The organism is Kribbella voronezhensis (assembly GCF_004365175.1).
GTDB lineage: Bacteria > Actinomycetota > Actinomycetes > Propionibacteriales > Kribbellaceae > Kribbella > Kribbella voronezhensis.
The window spans coordinates 4,356,535-4,377,580 of sequence record NZ_SOCE01000001.1 but is presented as its reverse complement, the minus strand read 5'-3'; the positions used below and the strand labels follow the sequence as shown (position 1 = coordinate 4,377,580).

At 68.5% G+C, this 21,046-nt stretch carries 22 protein-coding genes; 4 read left to right on the top strand and 18 right to left on the bottom strand.

Features of this window, described 5'->3' with window-relative positions:
• Positions 1–4: 4 nt before the first annotated feature.
• From EV138_RS20335 to dacB, 12 genes are all read right to left on the bottom strand, one after another.
• Positions 5–523: a DUF3180 domain-containing protein gene (locus EV138_RS20335; RefSeq protein ID WP_238158252.1), complete on the bottom strand. Its 519-nt coding sequence runs from the start codon at positions 521–523 to the stop codon at positions 5–7.
• 2 nt (positions 524–525) lie between these two features.
• Positions 526–1,092: a 2-amino-4-hydroxy-6-hydroxymethyldihydropteridine diphosphokinase gene (gene folK, locus EV138_RS20330; protein WP_133980441.1), complete on the bottom strand. Its 567-nt coding sequence runs from the start codon at positions 1,090–1,092 to the stop codon at positions 526–528.
• Positions 1,089–1,478, bottom strand: a complete 390-nt coding sequence (folB, locus tag EV138_RS20325; RefSeq protein WP_133980440.1) for a dihydroneopterin aldolase — start codon at positions 1,476–1,478, stop codon at positions 1,089–1,091. The genes folK and folB overlap by 4 nt, the downstream gene beginning before the upstream one ends.
• A complete protein-coding gene (locus tag EV138_RS20320) occupies positions 1,475–1,936 on the bottom strand; it encodes a nuclear transport factor 2 family protein (RefSeq protein WP_133980439.1) in 462 nt (153 codons plus the stop codon). Before EV138_RS20320 ends, folB begins: the two co-directional genes overlap by 4 nt.
• Positions 1,933–2,730 carry a dihydropteroate synthase gene (gene folP, locus EV138_RS20315; RefSeq protein ID WP_133982025.1) on the bottom strand — a complete coding sequence of 266 codons (798 nt, stop codon included), beginning with the start codon at positions 2,728–2,730 and terminating at the stop codon, positions 1,933–1,935. Before folP ends, EV138_RS20320 begins: the two co-directional genes overlap by 4 nt.
• 153 nt (positions 2,731–2,883) lie before the next feature.
• The gene (locus tag EV138_RS20310) at positions 2,884–4,053 is read right to left on the bottom strand and encodes a S1 family peptidase (protein ID WP_133980438.1); all 1,170 of its coding nucleotides are present in this window, start codon (positions 4,051–4,053) and stop codon (positions 2,884–2,886) included.
• A gap of 128 nt (positions 4,054–4,181) precedes the next feature.
• A complete protein-coding gene (folE, locus tag EV138_RS20305) occupies positions 4,182–4,754 on the bottom strand; it encodes a GTP cyclohydrolase I FolE (protein ID WP_238158251.1) in 573 nt (190 codons plus the stop codon).
• 70 nt (positions 4,755–4,824) lie between these two features.
• Complete coding sequence (gene ftsH / locus EV138_RS20300) at positions 4,825–6,861, bottom strand: ATP-dependent zinc metalloprotease FtsH (RefSeq protein WP_133980436.1); 2,037 nt, start codon at positions 6,859–6,861, stop codon at positions 4,825–4,827.
• A gap of 193 nt (positions 6,862–7,054) precedes the next feature.
• Positions 7,055–7,606, bottom strand: coding sequence for a hypoxanthine phosphoribosyltransferase (gene hpt, locus EV138_RS20295; protein ID WP_133980435.1), 552 nt, complete (start codon positions 7,604–7,606; stop codon positions 7,055–7,057).
• A 4-nt stretch (positions 7,607–7,610) separates the two neighbouring features.
• Positions 7,611–8,636, bottom strand: coding sequence for a tRNA lysidine(34) synthetase TilS (gene tilS / locus EV138_RS20290; protein ID WP_133980434.1), 1,026 nt, complete (start codon positions 8,634–8,636; stop codon positions 7,611–7,613).
• Positions 8,608–9,702 (bottom strand): zinc-dependent metalloprotease, encoded by a 1,095-nt coding sequence (locus tag EV138_RS20285; RefSeq protein WP_133980433.1) that lies wholly within the window; start codon positions 9,700–9,702, stop codon positions 8,608–8,610. The genes tilS and EV138_RS20285 overlap by 29 nt, the downstream gene beginning before the upstream one ends.
• Positions 9,703–9,775: 73 nt before the next feature.
• Positions 9,776–11,143, bottom strand: a complete 1,368-nt coding sequence (dacB, locus tag EV138_RS20280) for a D-alanyl-D-alanine carboxypeptidase/D-alanyl-D-alanine endopeptidase (RefSeq protein ID WP_133980432.1) — start codon at positions 11,141–11,143, stop codon at positions 9,776–9,778.
• Between the two features lie 50 nt (positions 11,144–11,193).
• On the opposite strand from dacB, the gene EV138_RS20275 reads away from it, so the two are divergent.
• The 3 genes from EV138_RS20275 to EV138_RS20265 all read left to right on the top strand — a co-directional run bounded on the left by EV138_RS20275 (position 11,194) and on the right by EV138_RS20265 (position 13,710).
• A complete protein-coding gene (locus EV138_RS20275) occupies positions 11,194–11,682 on the top strand; it encodes an inorganic diphosphatase (protein WP_112248339.1) in 489 nt (162 codons plus the stop codon).
• Positions 11,683–12,092: 410 nt separating this feature from the next.
• A complete protein-coding gene (locus EV138_RS20270) occupies positions 12,093–12,980 on the top strand; it encodes a LysR family transcriptional regulator (RefSeq protein WP_133980431.1) in 888 nt (295 codons plus the stop codon).
• A gap of 25 nt (positions 12,981–13,005) precedes the next feature.
• A complete protein-coding gene (locus EV138_RS20265; protein WP_133980430.1) occupies positions 13,006–13,710 on the top strand; it encodes an SDR family oxidoreductase in 705 nt (234 codons plus the stop codon).
• 55 nt (positions 13,711–13,765) lie between these two features.
• Here EV138_RS20265 and EV138_RS20260 read toward each other — a convergent pair whose 3' ends face one another.
• The 5 genes from EV138_RS20260 to EV138_RS20240 all read right to left on the bottom strand — a co-directional run bounded on the left by EV138_RS20260 (position 13,766) and on the right by EV138_RS20240 (position 19,863).
• Positions 13,766–15,094 carry a C40 family peptidase gene (locus EV138_RS20260; RefSeq protein ID WP_238158250.1) on the bottom strand — a complete coding sequence of 443 codons (1,329 nt, stop codon included), beginning with the start codon at positions 15,092–15,094 and terminating at the stop codon, positions 13,766–13,768.
• A 350-nt stretch (positions 15,095–15,444) separates the two neighbouring features.
• A complete protein-coding gene (locus EV138_RS20255; protein WP_133980428.1) occupies positions 15,445–16,248 on the bottom strand; it encodes an endonuclease/exonuclease/phosphatase family protein in 804 nt (267 codons plus the stop codon).
• 110 nt (positions 16,249–16,358) lie between these two features.
• On the bottom strand, positions 16,359–17,453 hold the full coding sequence (locus EV138_RS20250; protein WP_202866774.1) for a WD40/YVTN/BNR-like repeat-containing protein: 1,095 nt from the start codon (positions 17,451–17,453) through the stop codon (positions 16,359–16,361).
• A gap of 103 nt (positions 17,454–17,556) precedes the next feature.
• Positions 17,557–18,852 (bottom strand): ThuA domain-containing protein, encoded by a 1,296-nt coding sequence (locus EV138_RS20245; RefSeq protein ID WP_133980427.1) that lies wholly within the window; start codon positions 18,850–18,852, stop codon positions 17,557–17,559.
• Positions 18,853–19,011: 159 nt separating this feature from the next.
• Complete coding sequence (locus EV138_RS20240) at positions 19,012–19,863, bottom strand: helix-turn-helix transcriptional regulator (protein ID WP_133980426.1); 852 nt, start codon at positions 19,861–19,863, stop codon at positions 19,012–19,014.
• 99 nt (positions 19,864–19,962) lie between these two features.
• Between EV138_RS20240 and EV138_RS20235 the strand changes: the two genes are divergently transcribed.
• Complete coding sequence (locus tag EV138_RS20235) at positions 19,963–20,706, top strand: SDR family oxidoreductase (RefSeq protein ID WP_133980425.1); 744 nt, start codon at positions 19,963–19,965, stop codon at positions 20,704–20,706.
• Between the two features lie 26 nt (positions 20,707–20,732).
• Here the strand turns inward: EV138_RS20235 and EV138_RS20230 are convergent, their stop codons facing one another.
• Positions 20,733–21,032: a thiamine-binding protein gene (locus tag EV138_RS20230; RefSeq protein ID WP_133980424.1), complete on the bottom strand. Its 300-nt coding sequence runs from the start codon at positions 21,030–21,032 to the stop codon at positions 20,733–20,735.
• Positions 21,033–21,046: the final 14 nt, after the last annotated feature.

Below are 21,046 nucleotides of genomic sequence, written 5' to 3'. Positions count from 1 at the left end.
CATGTTAGGGGGTGTCTTCGGGGTCATCGGGGATACGACACGCCCGTTCGAGGAGCAATCCGGCCGTGACGACCAGCACTGAGATCACCGCCGCGATACCGGCTGTGATCACCCGGGTCCGGGGACCCGAGGAACTCACCGCGTCCAGGAAGGATAACGCGAACCCTGCGTAAACGCCGGTGCACAACGCGCCGACAAATGCGCTCGCTTTGCCGATCAGCAGGAGGAAGACGGCACGCGACGGTTCCATCCGTTCGCGGCGTACCTGGATCCGCTGGTGGGTGTTGCGGGCGGCCGCGAACAGCAGCGACGCGAGGAACGTCCAGGCGACCAGCGTGAGCCACGACACGGTCGGTACGACGCCGCCGCGGGACTCGATCGCCTTGACCATGGTGACGCCGATCGCCGCCCCGAGGACGGCGATCGCGACCAGCAGCCGGCGAGACGTCGGCCGGACCGAACCCTCGGGCGGCGGCTCCTTGCCGGCTCCGGGTGCTCGCTCCGGGCCGGGTCCGCCGGACACCACTACTGCGCCTCGATGGTGAGGTCGTCGAGGCGCTTGACCCCGTCGGTCCCCACCTTGGCGAGCAGGTCGGCCACCGGGCCTACCCCGGGCAGGACCGCGTCGGACTCGATGTCCAGCCACGGCGCCAGCACGAACGCGCGCTCGTGCGCCCGCGGGTGCGGCACGGTCAGCTCGTCGGTGGAGATCTCCTTCTTGCCGTACGTGATCAGGTCCACGTCCAGCGTCCGCGGCGCGCCCTTGACGCTGCGCTCCCGGCCGAACGCCTGCTCGACGGCGTGCGCGCGGTCCAGCAGCGTCTCGACGGCCAGCGTGGTGTCGGCGAGCAGGACGATGTTCAGGTACGGGCCGGACTCGTCCGGGCCGCCGATCGGCTCGGTCTCGTAGACCGGCGAGACGTCGACGACCACGACGTCCGGGGTGTCCCGCAGGGCGTCGACGGCGCCCTGCAGGTTCGCCTCACGGTCACCGAGGTTGCTGCCGAGCGACAGGATCACCTGGCGGATCGGCTTCAGGCCACCGCTGAGGGTGTCCGCGTCGATGACGTGGGGACTAGGGGTCTCAGTCACGAGGAATCTCCGGCTCTGCGCTGCACGGTCAGGACAACGTCGTCGAACGGCACCTTGATCGGCGCCGAGGGTTTGTGGATGGTCACCGCGGCTGCTGTCACCCGCCGGTCGGCGAGGCACAGATCCGCGATCCGTTGGGCCAGTGTCTCAATCAGGTCGACGGGGTCGTTCTCGATGGCCGCGTGCACCCGTTCGGCGACGACTCCGTAGTTGACCGTGTCGGCCAGGTCGTCCGACGCGGCCGCGGGCCGGGTGTCCAGCTCGAGCCGGACGTCGACGACGAACTCCTGCCCGTCGGCCCGCTCGTGGTCGAACACCCCGTGCCGGCCGAAGCCACGGATGCCGCGGATCTCGATCACGTCAGGAGGCAGCACGGGACCGCTCATTCCGCCTCCTCAAGTCGACCCCCAGACGACAGTACCGGGGAGGCGTGGTGGATCCACAACCGCCAGCCCGAAGTTGTTTTCCGGAAGACGTTCGTCGCGAGCGCCTTTCCCCCCGCGAAACCCTCCTCCGGGGCCCCTTCGCCGGACGACAGGACATTCTCCGTACACGTGACGTAAGCCACGTCTTCATCGACTCTTACCTGTACGTCGGTCAGGAAGAACTGGATGTACGGCGTGTTGGCGAAGATCATCGCCCACGCTCGCATCATCTCGCTGTAGCCGTAGATCGCCGCGTTTCCCGGGTGGATGCAGACCGGATCCGGCTCGGGCAGCCAGACGGCCGCCATCAGATCGAGGTCGCCGGCCTCGAACGCGTTGTAGAACGCCGTGTTGGCGTTCAGCACCACGCTCTCCACGCCCGCGCCCTGTCCTCGACCCGCTGACTGCTCCTGCGTCATACCCCTCCCCACCTGCGGGCCACCCGGACCGCATCCGCGCTCGGCGCCACCGCGTGCGCCCTGACACACCACGCGCCCGCCGCGGCGGCGAGGGCGGAGACGGCCGCACTGGCGTCGTCTCGCCGGACGGCCGATCTCGGCTCACCCGTCTCCTCGTCGGCGAGCAGCCTACCGAGGAACGCCTTGCGCGACGCACCGATCAACAGCGGCAGGCCCAGTACGCCGAACTCCCGCAGCCGGCGCAGCACCTCCCAGTTGTGGTCCGCGTTCTTCGCAAAACCCAGGCCCGGGTCCAGCGCCACCCGGCCCAGGTCGATCCCGGCCGCGCGGATCGCTTCTACCCGCTCCCCGAGCTCGGCAATCACCTCAGCCACCACATCGCCGTACGACGCCCGGTTCTGCATGTCCACGGAGTGCCCGCGCCAGTGCATGCACACGTACGGCGTACGTCGCTCGGCCACCAGTGCGAGCATGTCCGGGTCGGCCTGGCCGCCGGACACGTCGTTCACCATCACGGCGCCGGCGTCCAGGGCCAGCGCGGCCACGTCGGCGCGCATCGTGTCGATCGAGATCAGCGCGCCTTCGGCCGCCAGCGTCTCGATCACGGGCAGCACCCGGCGGATCTCTTCGGCAGGCTCGGGCCGGACCGCGCCCGGCCGGGTGGACTCGCCGCCGACGTCGAGCAGGTCGGCGCCTTCGGCGAGCAGTTCGCGGCCGTGCTTGATCGCGGCACCCGGCTCGAACCACTCACCGCCGTCGGAGAAGGAATCCGGGGTCACGTTGACGACACCCATCACCAGACAGCGGTCCGGTGTGGGCAGTCCTTCGACATGGCCCGAGAGATGACTCGGTGGGGCAGTTCGCACCCGACCACCGTAGTGGCCAGACCCGCACTGCCCCACCTAGGTACCAGGCCCCCATCAACTCCTGGCTCCCGCCAGGGGTCGCTAACCCAGTACCAATGAGGCGCCGCTAGCGGACAGCGCCTCACCGATCGGTTGGCTGTACGACTCGTTCTGCTGACCGTATTTCGCCAGGCACTGGCCGCTGATCAGGGCGGCCCCGCTGGTGATTCCCTGCGCGTAGTCGCCGGACATGTTGGCACCACCGGAGTCGCCGGCCTCGACGCACGCGGTGTGCTGGAACAGGCCCTTGACGACCCTGTTGTTCCCGTAGTTGACGGTGACGTCGCGGGCCACGATGCGCCCACAGGTCCACTTGGTGCTCTTGCCGGACTTGCACACCATCGACCCGACGGTCGGACTCGCAGTACCCCGTACTACGACGTCCTCGCTGCCCCAGCGCTCGACCCGGCCCTGTGGGTCCCAGCCCTCGATCACGCTGACCGTGCCGAAGTCGTTGCCGGGGAAGCTCGAGGTCCTCGTGTTGCCGAGGACGTAGCCGTTGCGGGACCACGACGGCTTGCCGCTCGTGCAGTGCCCAGCGGTGAGGAAGATGTGCTGACCGTCGCCGGTCGTCGCGTTGAAGCCGAGCGAGCAGGTGTAACCGGTGTTCTTGTCGACCTGGAGGCCGCCCAGCAGCCCGAACTCGCCGTCGGTGAGGGTCGGCCTGCCCTGGGACCTGCGAACGGTCACCATGGCGCCGTTCTCCTCGGCCGCGCGCAGGAACCGCTGGGTGACCAGGTCACGGGCCCCGGCGGGCACGGTGACGACGACCGTCCCGGTGACCGGGTCGACGTACCAGGACTTGACCTGGCCCGCGCTGGAGCCGGTCGCCACGTGGTCCAGCTCGCCCTGCACGCCGCGCAACTGGTCGGCGGTGTAGCGGACCAGCTTGGGGATCGCACCGGCCGCGCGGACCGCGGCGGCGGTCGCTGCGTCCGAGACCGCGACCACCAGCTCACCGGAGGCGTCGAAATAGCTGCCGACCACCCGGGAGCCGAGCTTCGACTCCACCGTCTCGGCCTGGAGCAACTGCTGCTCCTGCACGAGCTCCTGATGCGGCAGCCTGACTGTTGCTGGATTCTGTCCCCGCCCCACCGCCGCGGTCTTGCCGACCTGGGGGTCCGCTTGCGCGCCGTTCGCCGCGATCAATCCGGCCGCCGTCAGAACGACGATCCCGGTGAGTGCGGCGCCGACCCGAAAACGCCCTGACATACATCCTCCTCACGCTGGCGCCCTGCACCCATGTCAAAGCGCCACTACGGACCGTAGGCGTTCGGACACGGATTGTCCATGGGCAACAGCTCTGAATGTTCAACGAGGAGGCCGTGCCCGGGCTACGGTCAGCCGACGATCAGGCTCATCGCCTCGGCGCGCGTCACGGGGTTGCGGAGCTGGCCGCGGACGGCCGAGGTGATCGTCTTCGCGCCCGGCTTGCGGACGCCGCGCATCGTCATACAGAGGTGTTCGCACTCGATCACCACGATCACGCCGCGCGGCTTGAGGATGTCCACCAGGGACTCCGCGACCTGCGTGGTCAGCCGCTCCTGGACCTGCGGGCGTTTGGCGAACACGTCGACGAGCCGGGCCAGTTTGGACAGCCCGGTGATCCGCCCGTCCGCCCCCGGGATGTAGCCGACGTGGGCCACGCCGGTGAACGGGACCAGGTGATGTTCGCAGATCGACCAGACCTCGATGTCCTTCACCAGGATCAGCTCGTCGTGGCCGAGGTCGAAGGTCGTGGTCAGCACGTCCTCGGCCTGCTGACCGAGGCCGGCCGCGATCTCGGCGTACGAACGGGCCACCCGGGCCGGCGTCTCCTGCAGGCCCTCGCGGTCGGGGTCCTCGCCGATGGCGATCAGCAGTTCGCGGACCGCGCGTTCGGCACGTGCATGGTCGAATTTCGGCGAAGTCACCACCTCAACATAGGCGATGCCCCGGGATCAACCATCGATCCCGGGGCATCGTCCAGCTGGTGGAGCCAGGTCACTCGGCCGGTGGGGTCGGCCCGCCGCCGTAGTTGGGGCCGTGCGCCGCCTCGTCGGGGCCGACCGATCCACCGGGGATCACGTCGGACAGCGAACCGTTCTGCTCACCGCGCGACGGCAGCGGCATCACCGGCGGCTGCTCGGACGGCACCCGGGTCGACGATCCGGTCCACGCCGGGCGCAGCTCACGCTTCTGGATCGGCGCGAAGATCCGGGCGATCTCGCCCTTGTCCAGCGTCTCCTTCTCCAGCAGCTCCTCGACCAGGTGGTCCAGGACGGCGCGGTTCTCGGCCAGGATGTCGAAGGCCTCCTGGTGTGCGTTCAGGATCAGCTTGCCGACCTCTTCGTCGACCGCCGCGGCGATCTCCTCGGAGTAGTTGCGCTGGCTGCCCAGATCCCTGCCCAGGAACGGCTCCCCGGAGTCCTGGCCGAACTTGATCGCGCCCAGCCGCTCGGTCATGCCGTACTGCGTGACCATCGCGCGGGCCAGTGCGGTCGCCTTCTCGATGTCGTTGCTGGCGCCGGTGGTCGGGTCGTGGAAGACCATCTCCTCGGCGGCGCGGCCACCGAGCATGTAGGCCAGCTTGTCGAGCATCTCCGACCGGGTGGTCGAGTACTTGTCCTCGTCCGGCAGCACCATCGTGTACCCCAGCGCGCGGCCGCGCGGCAGGATCGTCACCTTGTGCACCGGGTCGGAGTGCGGCAGCGCGGCGGCGACCAGGGCGTGTCCGCCCTCGTGGTAGGCCGTCAGCACCTTCTCCTTGTCCGACATCAAGCGGGTCCGGCGCTGCGGTCCGGCGATCACGCGGTCGATCGCCTCGTCGAGCGCGTTCTTGTCGATCTGCTGCTTGTTCAGCCGGGCCGTCAGCAGCGCGGCCTCGTTGAGCACGTTGGCCAGGTCGGCACCGGTGAAGCCCGGCGTACGGCGGGCTACCGCGCGCAGGTCGGCGTTCTCGGCCATCGGCTTGCCGCGGGCGTGCACCTTCAGGATCTTCTCGCGGCCCGGCAGGTCCGGCGCGTCGACGGCGATCTGGCGGTCGAAGCGGCCCGGGCGCAGCAGCGCCGGGTCGAGCACGTCCGGACGGTTGGTGGCCGCGATCAGGATGACGCCGCCGCGGACGTCGAAGCCGTCCATCTCGACCAGCAACTGGTTCAGCGTCTGCTCGCGCTCGTCGTGGCCACCGCCGAGGCCCGCGCCCCGGTGCCGGCCGACGGCGTCGATCTCGTCGATGAACACGATCGCCGGCGCGTTGGTCTTGGCGGTCTCGAACAGGTCGCGGACCCGGGAGGCACCGACACCGACGAACATCTCGACGAAGTCCGAACCGGAGATCGAGTAGAACGGCACGCCCGCCTCGCCGGCGACGGCGCGGGCGAGCAGCGTCTTACCGGTACCGGGCTGGCCGTAGAGCAGCACACCCTTGGGGATCTTGGCGCCGACGGCCTGGAACTTGCCCGGCTCCTGCAGGAACTCCTTGATCTCGCCGAGTTCCTCGATCGCCTCGTCGCACCCGGCGACGTCCGCGAACGTCGTCTTCGGGGTGTCCTTGGTGATCAGCTTGGCCTTCGACTTGGCGAAGCTCATCACCCGCGAGCCGCCGCCCTGCATCGAGTTCATCAAGAAGATGAAGACGACGGCGATCAGCAGGAACGGGATCAGCGTCGAGAACACCTGGCCGATGAAGCTCGGCTTCGGGTTCTCCACGTCGTACTTCTCGATCTTGTTGTTCTGGAACAGGTTCTGCAGGTCGGTGCCCAGGGTGTTGGCCTGACCGTCGACCCAGTGCGCCCGCACCTTGGTGCCGTCGGTCTTCTCGATCCGGATCTCCTGATCCGGGTCGATCAGCGTCGCCGACTTGATCGACTTCTCGCCGGCCGGGGCGTCGGTGGCCTGCTTGATCAGCTGCACCACCTGGCCGGTGGGCTCGGTCTTGTACCCGGTCGAGCCGGTCAGGAGCTGCCCGATCACCAGCACGCCCAAGAACGCGAGGATGATCCAGAACAGGGGTCCGCGGAAGATGCGCTTGACGTCCATGATCAGGGCAGGTGCCCCGTCCCTCCTAGCTCAGCAGGCCCGGGATAACGGGCTTGTGACGGCAATACCAGTCCAAGTGTCTCGTGTCGGGCAAGCGTGCCCACCACGAGGGTCACCGAACGACGGTACGACCCTGTCTACAGCCTGTCACCAAGTCCTGATAAGTGCCCGGCGTTCGACGCAGGGCCGGACCTCAGGAGTAGACGTGCGGCGCGAGGGTGGCGACGCACCGCAGGTTGCGGTACTTCTCGGCGTAGTCCAGCCCGTAGCCGACGACGAACTCGTCCGGCAGCTCGAGGCCGACGTACTTCACCGGGACCGACATCTTCGCGGCGTCCGGCTTGCGGAACGCCGTACAGATCTCCAGCGAGGCGGGCTTGCGGGACTGCAGGTTGCTGACCAGCCAGGTCAGCGTCAGCCCGGTGTCGATGATGTCCTCGACGATCAGGACGTGCCGGTTGGTGATGTCGGTGTCCAGGTCCTTCTGGATCCGGACCACCCCGGACGACTTCGTTCCCGAGCCGTAAGAGGAGATCGCCATCCAGTCCATCTCGATGTGCCGGCTGAAGGACCGGGCGAGATCGGCCATCACCATCACCGCGCCGCGCAGGACGCCGATGATCAGCAGGTCCTTGCCCTCGTAGTCCTGCTCGATCCGGCCGGCCAGTTCCTTCAGCTTCGCCTGGATCTGCTCCTCGGTGAAATGAATCTGGGCCAGGTCTTTCTCGATGTCCGACGCGTCCACGCGATCAGGGTGTCACACCCGGCGCCAAGACGATGAATCCGGCCCGCCGGACCGCCCGGATCCCTTGCGGCAGGTCGATCCAGCGCTGTCCGCGCCAATCCGTCACCAGTGCGTCGACGGCCGCGACGTGGCCCGCGGTGAGGTCGTTGGCGCGGCAACCGGCTTCCAGCGCCGCCTGCCGCAGCGCCCTGGTCCGGAGCGCTGCCGGCTCACCTTCGAGGAGGCCAACATCACACCGCACCTCGCCGTCAGTACGCCGTACCGCGGTCTCCGCCAGCTCCGCGGCCAGTACGTCGAGCGCGTCCGCGTCCGCCCGCAGCAAGCCCGCCGTACGGGCCAGTGCCTCGGTCACGCCCGGCCCCAGCGCCTCTTCGAGCACTGGGAGCACCTCGTGCCGTACTCGCACTCTCTTGTACTTCGGGTCGTCGTTGTGCGGGTCGTGCCACGGCCTGAGCCCTGATGCCACGCAGGCAGCCGCGGTAGTCGACCGAGACAGCTCCAGGAACGGCCTGCGCAGGATCCCTGCCACCGGCGCCATCCCTGCCAGCGACCGGGCACCGGAGCCACGAGCGAGGCCCAGCAGGACCGTCTCTGCCTGGTCGTTCCGAGTGTGAGCGAGCAGTACGACGTCGGCGCCCACCTCCTCGGCCGCGTCGCGCAGAGCGTCGTACCGCGCAGTCCGGGCGGCTCCCTCGGGCCCGCCCTCGTCACCGACCTCGACAGCTCGTACATGCACGGGATCGAGTCCCAGCGCCTTGCACTGCTCGGCCGCCGTCGCAGCGATGTCTTCGGAGTCGGCCTGGAGTCCGTGATCAACGATGACCGCTCCTGCGCTCAGTCCCAGCTTCGGAGCCTCGAACGCAGCCGCTGCCGCCAGTGCGAGCGAGTCGGCGCCACCGGAGCAGGCGACCAGCACTGTGGTGTCCCGCGGGAGGTCGGCGAGCGCAGTACGGACCGCCTCCCGGACCCGGGCTACCGACGGATGCAGCTTGCCGCGGTACTCACCCGTTGACTCTGCTGACCCAGGCATCCGGGTTGGCGATCTCGTTCTTGGTCGGCAGCGTGTTCGGGCCGGTCCAGACGCGGTTGAAGCCCTCCATGCCGACCTGGTCGACCACACGCCGTACGAAGGCAGCGCCGTCCTGGTACTGGCGCAGCTTGGCGTCGAGGCCGAGCAGCCGCTTGAGCAACTGGTCGAGCGGGTTGCCGCCGGTGCGGCGGGAGGTGAACTTGGCCCGGATGGTGTCCACGGTCGGGATCACACTCGGCCCGACCCCGTCCATCACGAAGTCCGCGTGGCCCTCCAGCAGCGACATGACAGCGGTCAGCCGGTCCAGTACGGCGCGCTGCTCCGGCGACTGCATGAGGTCGACGAGACTCAGCTCGGCCTCGCCCTTCACCGAGCGCCCGAGCCGCTGCACAGCCTCGCGGAACATCGCCGCGTACGCCGATGCGTCCAACTCGGCCTGGTCCAGGAACAACGCGATCTCGGACCGCAGGTGATCCCGCAGCCACGGCACCGCGGTGAACTGGACGCGGTGCGTCTCCTCGTGCAGGCAGACCCACAGCCGGAAGTCCCGCGGTACTACGCCCAGCTCGGACTCGACGTGCATCACGTTCGGCGCGACCAGCAACAGCCGCCCGGTCAGGTCCGGCCGCGACGGGTCGGGCTCGGCCGGGTAGAACGGGTCGAACTGCCCGAGCACCCGGGAGGAGAGGAACGCCAGCAGCGCGCCTGCCTCGATCGCGGTCACTCGGGGCCCGACGGTGGACGACAGACTGCCGCTGCGCTCCTGCTTCTCGCGCAGCTTGTCGGTCAGCGGTCGCAGTACGGTCCGGAAACCGTCAGCGTTGGCCTGCACCCAGCCGGGCCGGTCCACGATCACCACCGGCGCGGTGGCCGACGTGGCCTGCAGGCCGGTGAAGTCGCGCACGTGCTGCTCGGAGTCCGTGGCGAACTGCCGCAGCTCGCCCACCACTTGGTCCGCTTCGGCCCGGCTGACCGCCGGACCAGGCCGGAGCAGCTTCCGAGCCACCACGGTCGCCAACTGCCAATCGACCATGTCAGTCGAGGTATCGCCTTCCGCCGTACTCATGTTTCGACCCTAGTGGCACGGTCCAACACGCGCCTGTCGGGAGCCGGAAGATCACCCCGTGTCGCAGCGCTGCTCAGGCGCAGCCGCAGTTCGCCAGGGTGGCGGAGATCCGGTCGAGCGCGGCGCGGGCGTCGAGCGCTTTGTCGGGCGGCGCGCTGTCGGTGGCGACGGCGAACACCAGCAGCGTCCCAGTGCGATCCCGGACCAGTCCTGCGAGCGAGTGCACCCCTGTGAGCGTCCCCGTCTTGGCACGCACGAGCCCTGTGCCCGCCGCCGACCCCGGACCAGCGAACCGGTCCTCGAGGCTGCCTGTGAACCCGGCGATCGGCAGCCCGCTCACGAGATGCCGTAGCTCGGGCTTGGCCACCGCAACCCGTACTGCGCCTGCCAGTGCCTCGAGAGGCACCTGGTTCGTCCGCGACAGCCCACTGCCGTCGTAGATCGTCGCCTTGGTCACGTTGATTCCCAGCCCGGCCAGCGTCGCCCGCAGACCCTTCACGCCGCCCGTGTAGGAGCCACCGTTCTGCGTCGCGATGCCCACCTGCCGCAGCAGGACCTCGGCACCGTCGTTGTCGCTGTGCAGATTGATGTACTCGACGATGTCACCGAGCGATGCCGACTGGACCTCAGCGAGCGCGTCAGCCGTCGTCGGTGCCGCCACCGGCTTGACGCTGCCGGTCACCTTGATCCCTGCGGTCCGGAGCAGCCCAGCGAAGGCCGTCGCTGCCGCGAGCGCCGGTGAAGGAGCCCGCTTGGCCATACCGGGCGACAGCCGCCCCTCGTTGACCCACAGCGCCGACGTACGGGCGGCGATCCCCTCGGTGAGGTAGTTCGGTTCCCACTTGGCGTTCGCGGCCGGCCCGGTGAACAGGCCGGCGTCGTAGCCAAGGGTGACGCTGGCGACGCCCTGGGAGCGCAGCGACCGCGCAGTACCGGCGGCCAGCTCCTGCAGCGAGGCCCGCCTCGGGAAGTCGTCCGACGCCCCCGGCCGCACCGCCAGTAGCGGGTCGCCGCCGCCGATCAGGATCACAGAGCCGCTCGCGGCGCTGACAGTCTTCGTGGTGAACCGGTGATCCGCCCCGAGCGTCGACAGAGCCGACAAGGTGGTCAGCAGCTTCATCGTGGACGCCGGCACGAAGGGCCTGGTCGCACCGATCGACGTGAGCGTCTTCGCCCGCGAGGCGTCGTACACGTAGACCCCGTGATGCTTGCCCAGGGACGGGTCAGCCAGCGCAGCGGCGAGCGCCTTCTGTACCCCGGTGGCCGTGGGTGCGACGCCCTCTGTCTTCGCCGGGGGCAGTACCAGTGGGGCAGCCGTAGTACTGCTGTCGCTCTGCGACCGGCCAGGCACTGCCTGCGCTCCTGCCGCTCCGCTGAGGGCGATCGGCAGGGTCAGCGCCACGGCAAGCGTGACGAAGACCGCACGAGGAGGACGGGCCACCGGGCTGCTCCTGTCATTTGGTCGGTCCGAACCGTGACAGTATCTGCCGTATGGAGTTCGACGTCTTCATCGAGATCCCCAAGGGCACCCGCAACAAGTACGAGCTGGACCACAAGACGAACCGGCTGCGGCTCGACCGCACCCTGTTCACGGCCACTCAGTACCCGTCCGACTACGGGTTCATCGAGGACACCCTGGGCCAGGACGGCGATCCGCTGGACGCGCTGGTCCTGCTCACCGAGCCGACCTTCCCCGGCTGCCTGATCAAGGCCCGGGCGATCGGCATGTTCCGGATGACCGACGAGAAGGGCCCGGACGACAAGGTCCTCTGCGTCCCCGCCGGCGACCCGCGCCAGGAGCACCTGCGCGACATCCACCACGTGCCCGAGTTCGACCGGCTCGAGATCCAGCACTTCTTCGAGGTCTACAAGGACCTCGAGCCCGGCAAGTCCGTCGAAGGCGCCACCTGGGTAGGCCGAGCCGACGCCGAAGCCGAGATCCGCGCCTCCTTCGAGCGCCTGAAGACCGAACCCCACTAGCCGGTACCACGGAGGAGCCCCCACCGCGGTTCCTCCGTCACCGCTCGACCCACCCACCCCCCGGTCGCCGCTCCTCCGTCGCGGCTCGAACCGCAGGATGAGCCGCGTCGGTCTCGGTCGGGCAACCAGCACGGGCGGCACCCGCATCGCCGCTCCTCTGTCGCGGTTCGAACGACGAAGTCAGCCGAGTCGACATCCCTCCCCGGCGCACTACGCAGGTGCACCCGTCATGCCCAGGCAACCAGCACACCGCCCGCCTCGCGGTTCCTCCGTCACCTGCTCGACCGACCATCCCAAAGCGCCGCTCCTCCATCGCTGGTCGACCGGCGTGATCGGACCGCGCCGACCTCGGTCGGGTACCTGCGAGCTCGCACCACCCCCACCTCACCAACCACCTAGCATTGACCGCTATGGAGCTCCGGCAGATGCGGTACTACGTGGCCGTCGCCGAGGAGCTTCATTTCGGGCGGGCCGCAGCGCACCTGCACATCTCGACGCCGACGCTCAGTCAGCAGATCAAGCAGGTCGAGCGCGAGATCGGCACACCCCTGCTCATCCGGCACAGCCGCGGCGTCGAGCTCACCGTCGCCGGCAAGGTCTTCCTCGACCACGCCACCTGCACCATCGCCGCGGCCGAACGAGCCCTGACCGAAACCCGCCGCACAGCAGGTCTCGGTGAGCCACAACTTCGCCTCGGTCTCCTCAACGGCGTCCCCGGCTGGCTGCCCGCCGCCCTCGAAAACCTAGCCTCACAACGAAGTCCCGGCTGCAAAATCACCCCCGTCGCCGGCACCACCGCCGAGCAGCTCGCCATGCTCGCATCCGGCGACGTCGACCTCGCCCTGATCAGAACCCCAGCAACGTTGCCCACCGCAACAACCGTGAAGCACCTCGCCGAAGAGGAGCTAGGAGTGTTGCTGACGGCAACACATCCACTGGCCGCCGGCACCGAGATCACTCTCGCCCAACTGCGCGCCCACGAGCTGATCTGGATCAACCGCGCGGCCGCACCGGACTTCTACGACGACGCCATCCATCGCCTCGGTGGACTCCGGATCAGCCCGACCACGATGAGCCATTCGCAACTCCGCTCAGCCCTGCTCGTCCGCCGCGACGCGATCACGCTGGGCTCCCGCCGGGCCGCGGACGACGACGTGCTCTGGCGACCAATCGAGGGCAGCCCCCTGCACGCCCGGTACGCCGCGGCGTGGCGCACCGACAGCCGCAATCCTGTCCTGCACGCGCTACTCGTTAGCCCCGGCCTCACGCCGGTTAGGAAACGCGTCGTGGATCTCTGAACCAGCCACTGGTTGGCTCGGAACCATGAGAAAAGAACGCGTCGTCATCGTCGGCGGCAGCTCCGGCATGGGTCTGGCGCTGGCCACCGAACTAGTTGCTCAAGGCACCGAAGTCACCATCGCGGGCCGCTCCGCGGACCGGCTCGAAGCCGTGGATCTCCCGGTCCGCAAGGTCGTCACGGACGTCGGCGACGAACAAGACGTCGAACGTCTCTTCAAGACCACCGGTCCGGTCGACCACATCGTGACCACCGCCGCCGACATCTCCGGCAGCTACCAGCCGATCAGGGAGTACGACGTGGCGGCCGCGCGGTCGGCCATCGAGTCCAAGTTGATCGGCCCGCTGCTGCTCGCCAAGCACGGCGCGCCGGTGATCGAGCCAGGCGGGTCTATCGTCTTCACGTCCGGCATCGCGGCGTACCGGCCGGGTCCGCGCGGCTCGATGGTCGCCGCGCTGAACGGCGGGCTCGGCTCGATGGCCGCCGCGCTGGCGGTCGAGCTGGCCCCGATCCGGGTCAACGTCGTGTCCCCCGGCTGGGTCGACACCCCGATCTGGCAGGGCGTCGCGGGAGACGCCAAGGACGAGACCCTGGCGGCGATGGCCGCCCGCCTGCCGGTGGGGCGGATCGGGCGGACCAACGACATCGCGGAGGCGATCATCGCCCTGTTGCGCAATGGATTCATCACTGGCACCGTTCTGCACGCCGACGGCGGACACCGGCTCGTCTAGTCATGGTGGTGGTCTGGACCGGGCCCGGCCCGCACGCAAGGAGGCCGGGCCTGTGTCAGGGTCGTCCGAAGAAGTCCGGGGTCTCCCAGTAGTAGACGTTCTCGAGTTTGACCGGCTTGCCGGTCCGCGGCGCGTGCACCATCCGGCCGCCGCCGAGGTACATCGCGACGTGGAAGATCGTGCTCGGGTCGTTGTGGTCCTCGGCCCAGAAGATCAGGTCGCCGGGCCGCAACTCGTCCGCGCTGATGTGCTTGATCTGCTCGTACTGCGCGACGCTGTAGTGCGGCAGCTGGACTCCGGCCTTCTCCCAGGCACCCATCGTCAGCCCGGAGCAGTCCCACCGGTTCGGCCCGGTCGCGCCCCACAGGTACATGTCGCCCAGCTGGGACAGCGCGAAGGCGATCGCCCTCGCGGCGGAACCCCGGCCGGCCGAACTCCCGCCGCCGTCGTTCCCGCCGCCGCTGTCGCCGCCGCCGTGGCCAGGCCGGTGCTTCGGCGGCTTCGTCTTCTTGCCGTGGTTCTCGCGCTTCTCCCGCTCCTCGCGGGCCTTCTCCTCGGCCGCCTCGCGGGCCCGCTCGGCAGCCTCCCGGGCGGCGATCCGCTTCCGCAGCTCCTCGGCCTTCTTGGCGGCCAGCGCGGCCGCCCGCTGCCTGGCGAGCTCCTCCAGCCCACGCTGCCGCTGCTCCGCCACCTGGTACGACGTGTTGCGCAGCGTCGCCAGCTGGCTGATCTGGGTCTTGCGCTCGGCGCCGATGGCGGCGACGGCGGCGGCCTGGTTCGCCTCGGCGGCCTCCGCTTCGGCCTTCGCTTTGGCGGCCGCGTCGGTGGCGGCCTTCACCTTGGTCACCGCCTGGTCGGCCTGCAGCTTGAACGCGTTCGTGACTACCTGGGTCGCGGTGAAGCGGAGGAACGCGCCCTGCATCGCGGTGGAGATCGAGTGCGCCGCGCCGGCCGAGTCGAGCAGCTGCTGCGGACCGTCGGCGGTGAACAGCGGCCCTAGCTTCGCCAGGTCGCCACCCCCTTGGTACGACGCGGCCGCGTACCGCCCGATCTCGCGGCGCTGGCCGGCCAGCGTCTGCTCCGCCTTCGCCGCCCTCGACGCGGCCGCGGCCGCGTCGGTCTTCGCCTGCTGCAACCGGTACATCGCGCCGTTGTAGTTCTCGTCGGCCTTGCCGGAAGCGATCCCGAGCTGCTCGAGCCGGTCGTTCGCGGCGGCCAGCTGCTGCTCGATCGCGGCGACCTGGGCGGCCTTGGCGGCGGCGGCCTTCTTGGCCGCGTCGACGGTGGACTGTGAAGGAATGACCGGCGGCTTGGGGTCAGCCTGCGCCGGGACCGAGATCAGGGCCATGGTGCCGATCAGCGAGACCGCGAGCACACCGGACATCAGAACTCTGCCGGTCTTCCCTGTGCTCGAGTCCCGACGATCGGACTCAGCCCCCGTGGGCGTCCGCATCGGGTACTTCCTTCCGCCAGTCACGAGTCCTTCCCCGAACTCGTGAACTTTTGGTCCTTCTGGACCACATACGTGACACTAGTTGCCTACAGCCCCATTGGGAACACCTTTCACACCAATAACTTTGTTTCACCTGCGTGTCGGCTTGACAAACTACAAGCTTGTAATTCCCACGCCCGCTCTCAGGCGCCCGGTTTCGGGCCTCCGGCAACCACCGGACACAGCAGATCGGCGCCACCCGGCCGAAGCCAGGTGACGCCGATCGGGACCCTGCGGTCCGGCTAGCGGCTGAAGGTGTAGCTCGCTGTCACCGGAAGGTGGTCGGAGGCGAGGGTGACGGGAACCTCGGCCGAAGTCGGGCGAAGATCGGCGGTGTGCAGGAGGAAGTCGATCCGGGCCGTGGGGTGGTCGGACTCGATCGTGTACCCCGGGCCGACGCCGACCTCGCTCCAGGTGTCGCGCCAGACCGCGGTCAGGGTCTTGATCTCCGGCGCCTCGGGCTTCGCGTTGAGGTCGCCGACCAGGATCGTCGACTGCCGAGATCCGCCGAGCAACTCGACCACCTTGTGCGCCTGCTCCAGCCGTTCGGCGTTGTTGTTCGAGGTCAGGTGCGTGTTGGCGAACCGCAGGTTCTTCCCCCGGACCTTGATCGTCGCGACCGCCAGGCCGCGCTGCTCCCCGGTCGGGTAGAGCGGCAGCAGGGTGTTGGTGAAGTTCTTGATCGGGTACCGCGACAACATCGCCGTACCGTACTGCCGCCGGGGCTCGCCCGGATTCAGCGGCGGCAGGTCGAGGTTCGCCGCGTACGCGAAGTGCATCTTCAGCCGCTCGGCGAGCCAGGCAGCCTGGTCGACCCAGTTGCTGCGCTCACTCCAGTGCTTGTCGACCTCCTGCAGCCCGATCACGTCCGCGCCGGACTGCTCGATCACCCGCGCGATCCGCTCGAGGTCGACGACGCCGTCGATACCGGCGCCGTGATGAATGTTGTAGGTCAGTACCTGCAGTTGACGAACCGGTGCGGCCGTCGCAACGGCCGGCGTGAGCAGGAACAGACAGACGAGGGCACTCATGAAACGTTTCCGCATGCCCTCATCCTGTCCGCACCCAGGCGACACCCGCACGACGTACGGGTGTCGCCGCCCCGACGAACAACCTCAGCGCGCCTGACAAGCTCAGCCCACGCGCACGGGCAGGCTCAGCGCTTCAGCACCAGTTTGCCGACCGCGCCCTTGGCGCCCGACGCCCAGCAACCCGCGTGGAACCCGTGCCCGGCGCACTCGACGCTGTCGAAGCTGCCGTCGTAGAACTGCGTCCAGCTCCGCCCACCATCGAGGCTGACGTCGCTACCCGACGGCCCGACCGCGACCACGGTCGCCGGTGACCACGGCACGAAGGCCGAGCCGCTGCGGTACCCCTTCGGCGCCTTGTCCGCGGGAACCAGCTTCCAGCTGCGACCACCGTCGTACGTGACCGACGCGGCCTTGACCGCCTCGGTCGGCTTCAGGAAGTCGCCACCGACGGCCACCCCGAAGAGCGGCCCGCGGAACGCCAGGCTGAAGATGCCGGCCGCCTCACCACTGGCCATCGGCGAGTCCGTCGCCTTCCAGTGCAGGCCGTTGTCGTTCGTCCGGAACACCCGCGGCCGATCGCCACCACCGGTCGCGAACCACGCGGTCCGCCCCGGCCCGGCGACCAGGCAGGTGCCACTCGCCGCGAACGCGAACTCGCCCGGCAGCGCCGCCGGCATCCCGGCGTTCGGCAGCACCTTCCAGGACTTGCCGCCGTCCGAGGTCGACGCGATCCGGAACTTGCCGTCCACCGGGTCACTCAGCGCGAGCCCGTGCGAGCCGTGGAAGTCGAGGCAGTCGTAGAACGCGGCCGGCTCGGTGTTGCGGAACGTCTCGGTCCAGGTCCTGCCACCGTCGGTGGTCCGGTAGATCCGCGAGTCCTCACCGTTGCCGATCGTCATGGCCACGGCACGGTCGCGGCCGAACGCCTCGATGTCGCGGAACTGCAGCGCCTCGAGACCGGGCGGGCTCACGTTCTCCCAGCTCTTCCCGCCGTTCGTCGTCCTGAGCACCTGTCCGGCGCTGCCCGCGACCCACGCGACGTCCGCACTCACTGCCGCGAGCCCACGGAACTGCGACTCACTCCCCGTCGGCGTCAGTTCCCACTCGTACGACGGTCCGTGCCGCCCGCCGCTCGACGTACCGGCCGCTTGCGCGGGCACCATCTGGGACATCGCCAACAGGACTCCCGCCGCCAGGGCGGCCAAGCGCAGGGTTCTCATGCCCGGCAAACTAACCCACACCCCCGACATCCGACAGCCACTCCCACCAACAACTACGGCCGGTGAACCCCGATCGCCCCGGGGATCACCGGCCGTAGATCAGTCAGGCAGCAGTGAGCCGGAAGGACTGGGCTGTACTGCCGTTGCAGGTGAGTTGAACGAGTTGGGTGGAGTCGGCGGTCGAAGCACCCGGTACTGCGAGGCACTTGGTGCTGAGGCGGCTGGTGAAGTGGAAGTAGCCGCTTCCTTCCGAGACCGCTTGCCACTGCTGGTTGCTGCCGTTGCTGTAGGTCCACAGTTGCAGCCCGGTGTTGTCAGCTGTGGACACTCCGGTCACGTCGATCACCTTGGTGGCGTCGTTGCGGTTGTTGATCCGGACGAACCCGTCGGAGGTCGGCTGGAACTGGATCTGCTGCGCGGCCGTCGAGTTGCACGAGTACTGCTGGATCACGGTGCCGTTCGCCGTACCGGCCGCGCGCGCGTCGACGCACTTGCTGTTCGCCTTGTTCGCAACCGAGTACCACGCGGTCGGCGACGGCTGGTCGACCGGCGGCACCGTCGTACCGGCACCACCGAGCCACTTGAGCGCGTCCATCATGAACTGGTTCTGCGCCGGGCTGTCGAAGGTCGAGGAGAGCCGGGTGTTGGTCTGGTAGTTCATCGCGTTGTGGCCGAAGTTGGCGTAGATCATCTTGTAGTTCTTGTTGGTCCAGATGATCGGGTAGTAGCCGGAGGTCCAGATGTTGCCCTGCTGGTTGCCGACCGGGAAGCTCGACGGGTCGATCGAGGCCAGCACCTGGATGTTCGGGTTCTGCCGCAGGTCGTTCTGCCAGCTGTACCACTCACTGACCGACGAGCGGAACGTCGCGCCCGTGTTCACCAGCGACGGGTGCGAACGGTTCTCGGTCTTCAGCGTGACCGCGGACGGTCCCCAGGTGTTCGACTGGAACCGGCCGGTGCCCAGCAGCGTGTTGTTGAACCACGGCCAGCCGCCGCTCGCGTCGTTGTACGCCGACACGTGGAAGCCGAAGAACGCGCCACCGTTGTTCAGGTAGTTCTGGAATCCGGTTCGCTGCGCATCGCTGTGCGGCGAGTCGTCCAGGAACATCACGACCTGGTACTGCAAAGCGCTCAGGTTGTTCAGCTGGTCCCAGTTGTTGGTGGCGGTGTAGTTGAAGCCGTTCTCGGCCCCGAACTGGGGGAACCGCTGGTTCGCCTCCTTCTCGAAGTCGATGTGCGCGGCGTCGTACGTGCCGCTGTAGAACGCGAGCACGTTGAAGGTGGCCGCGACCTGCTGGGTCCGGGCTTCGCGGGCGTACGCACTCGCGGAGGTCAGGCACAGACAGACGACCAGCAGACTCAACAGCTTGGCGAGGAACCTCTTGGGATCGGAAAGCATGGGGGCGGTCCTTCCGGGATGGCGGCAGGCAGAAGTCTCCGAGCGGGCAGGGCGGATCCCCTCGGTGACTCAGGCGTTACGCAGGGTGGATTCAGGGCTTAAATTAACTGATGGCCAAACCCACGTAAAGACTTCAGCAAGCCTTTTCCGAAAAGACTTTCAGTTTTCCGTGGGGAGCAGTCGCTGGCTCCCGATCACCGACAGCAGTTCGAGCCGTTCAGCGCTCACACTCCCCGGCGCCGCGGTGAAAACCAGCAGCGTCTGCTGCTGTTCCAGGTCGTCCAGCAGCTGGCAGTGCAGTTCCAGCTCCCCGACCTCCGGGTGCCGGAACCGCTTGACCCCCACATGCCGGATCCCGACCTCGTGTGCCTCCCAGAGCCGGCGGAACTCCTCACTCCCGTCGAGCAACGCGCGAACGATCGTGCCCGCCCGGGACTTCTCGCCGTCGGTGGCGTAGACGGACCGCAGCCCCGACACCAGGACCCTGCTGTGATTGGCGCGGATGGCGTCGTCGGCGTACAGGTCCCGTTCGCCTTCGCGCAGGAACCAGCGGTAGATGTTGCTGCGCTCGAGTCCTTCGAAGCTCGTCAGCTCGCCCTCGAACGCGACGTCCATCGGCGTCTGCAGCAAGGTCTCGCCGAGCCGGTTCATCACCTGGGCGGGGGTGTCGACCAGCCGGTCCAGGATGCGCAGCAGGCCGGGATTCACGTGGTCGCCACCGGTACTGCGGGGCGGAATCCCGTGCCCGGCCAGGACGTAGAGGTGATCCCGCTCGTCCAGCGTCAGGCGCAGCGCGCGGGCGATCGCCGCGAGCATCTCCGTCGACGGTTGCGGACCACGACCACCCTCGAGCCGGCTGTAGTAGTCGGTCGACATCGACGCCAGCGACGCCACTTCCTCGCGCCGCAGTCCCGGAGTACGGCGGCGACGCCCGCGGGGCAGGCCGATGTCCTCGGGCTGCAGGGCCTCCCGCCGCTTGCGCAGGAAGTCGGCCAGCTCCAGATACTCCATACCTTCATTGTTCAGCAGCGCCGGGCGTTAACCACTGCTTGCCGAGCAGTGGCTGAACCGAACCTGGTTGCCCGCCGCGATCGGCCGGACAGTGGAGACATGAAAACGACAGGCAACACGATCTTCCTGGCCGGCGGCACCTCGGGCCTCGGCCTCGGACTGGCCCAGCGCTTCCTGGACCTCGGCAACAAGGTGATCATCAGCGGCCGCCGCAAGGAACTGCTGGACCAGCTGGCCGCCGAACACCCCGGACTCGAGACGATCGCCCTCGACGTCGCGGACCCGGACTCGATCACCGACACCGTCGAGCGAGTGATCGCCACCCACCCCGACGTCAACGTGGTGATCACGATGGCCGGCATCATGCATCCGGAGAACCTGCGCGACGCGAACCATCTCAGCGTCAGCGAGGCCACGATCACGACGAACCTGCTCGGCACGATCCGGGTGATCAGCGCCTTCCTGCCACACCTGCTGAACAAGCCGGACGCGGCCGTCCTCACGGTCTCGTCGGGTCTCGCGTTCGTGCCGTTGGTGATCACGCCGACGTACAACGCGACGAAGGCCGCCATCCACAGCTACACGCAGAGCCTGCGGCTGCAGCTCGCGGACACCTCGGTCCAGGTGATCGAGCTGATCCCGCCGGCCGTCCAAACCGCTCTGATGGGGCAGGAGAACGACGAGCGGGCCCTACCGCTCGACACCTACCTGACCGACACCATCGACATCCTGCAGAACCAGCCCGACGTGACCGAGGTCGTCATCGACCGGGTCAAGTTCCTCCGCAACGCAGAGCCCGAAGGCCGGTACGCCGAGACCCTCGCGGCCCTCAACAGCCACTGACAAAGCGCCCCGCGCAGTACGGCGTGTCAGTCGGCGAGGGCCTGCTCGATGCGCTCGACCTTGGCGCTGAGCTGGCCGGTGAAACCGGGACGGATGTCGGCCTTCAACACCAGGCTGACCCGGGGCGAGACCGCGGCGACCGCCTCGACGGCTTGCTTCACCACCGCCATCACCTCGTCCCACTCCCCCTCGATGTTGGTGAACATCGCGTTGGTCTCGTTGGGCAGACCGGAGACGCGGACGACGCGGACCGCCTCGGCGACCGCCTCGCTCACGCCACCGGTCTCGTCCCCGGCCGCCGGGCTGATGCTGAATGCAACGATCATGCCCCCAGCTTGCC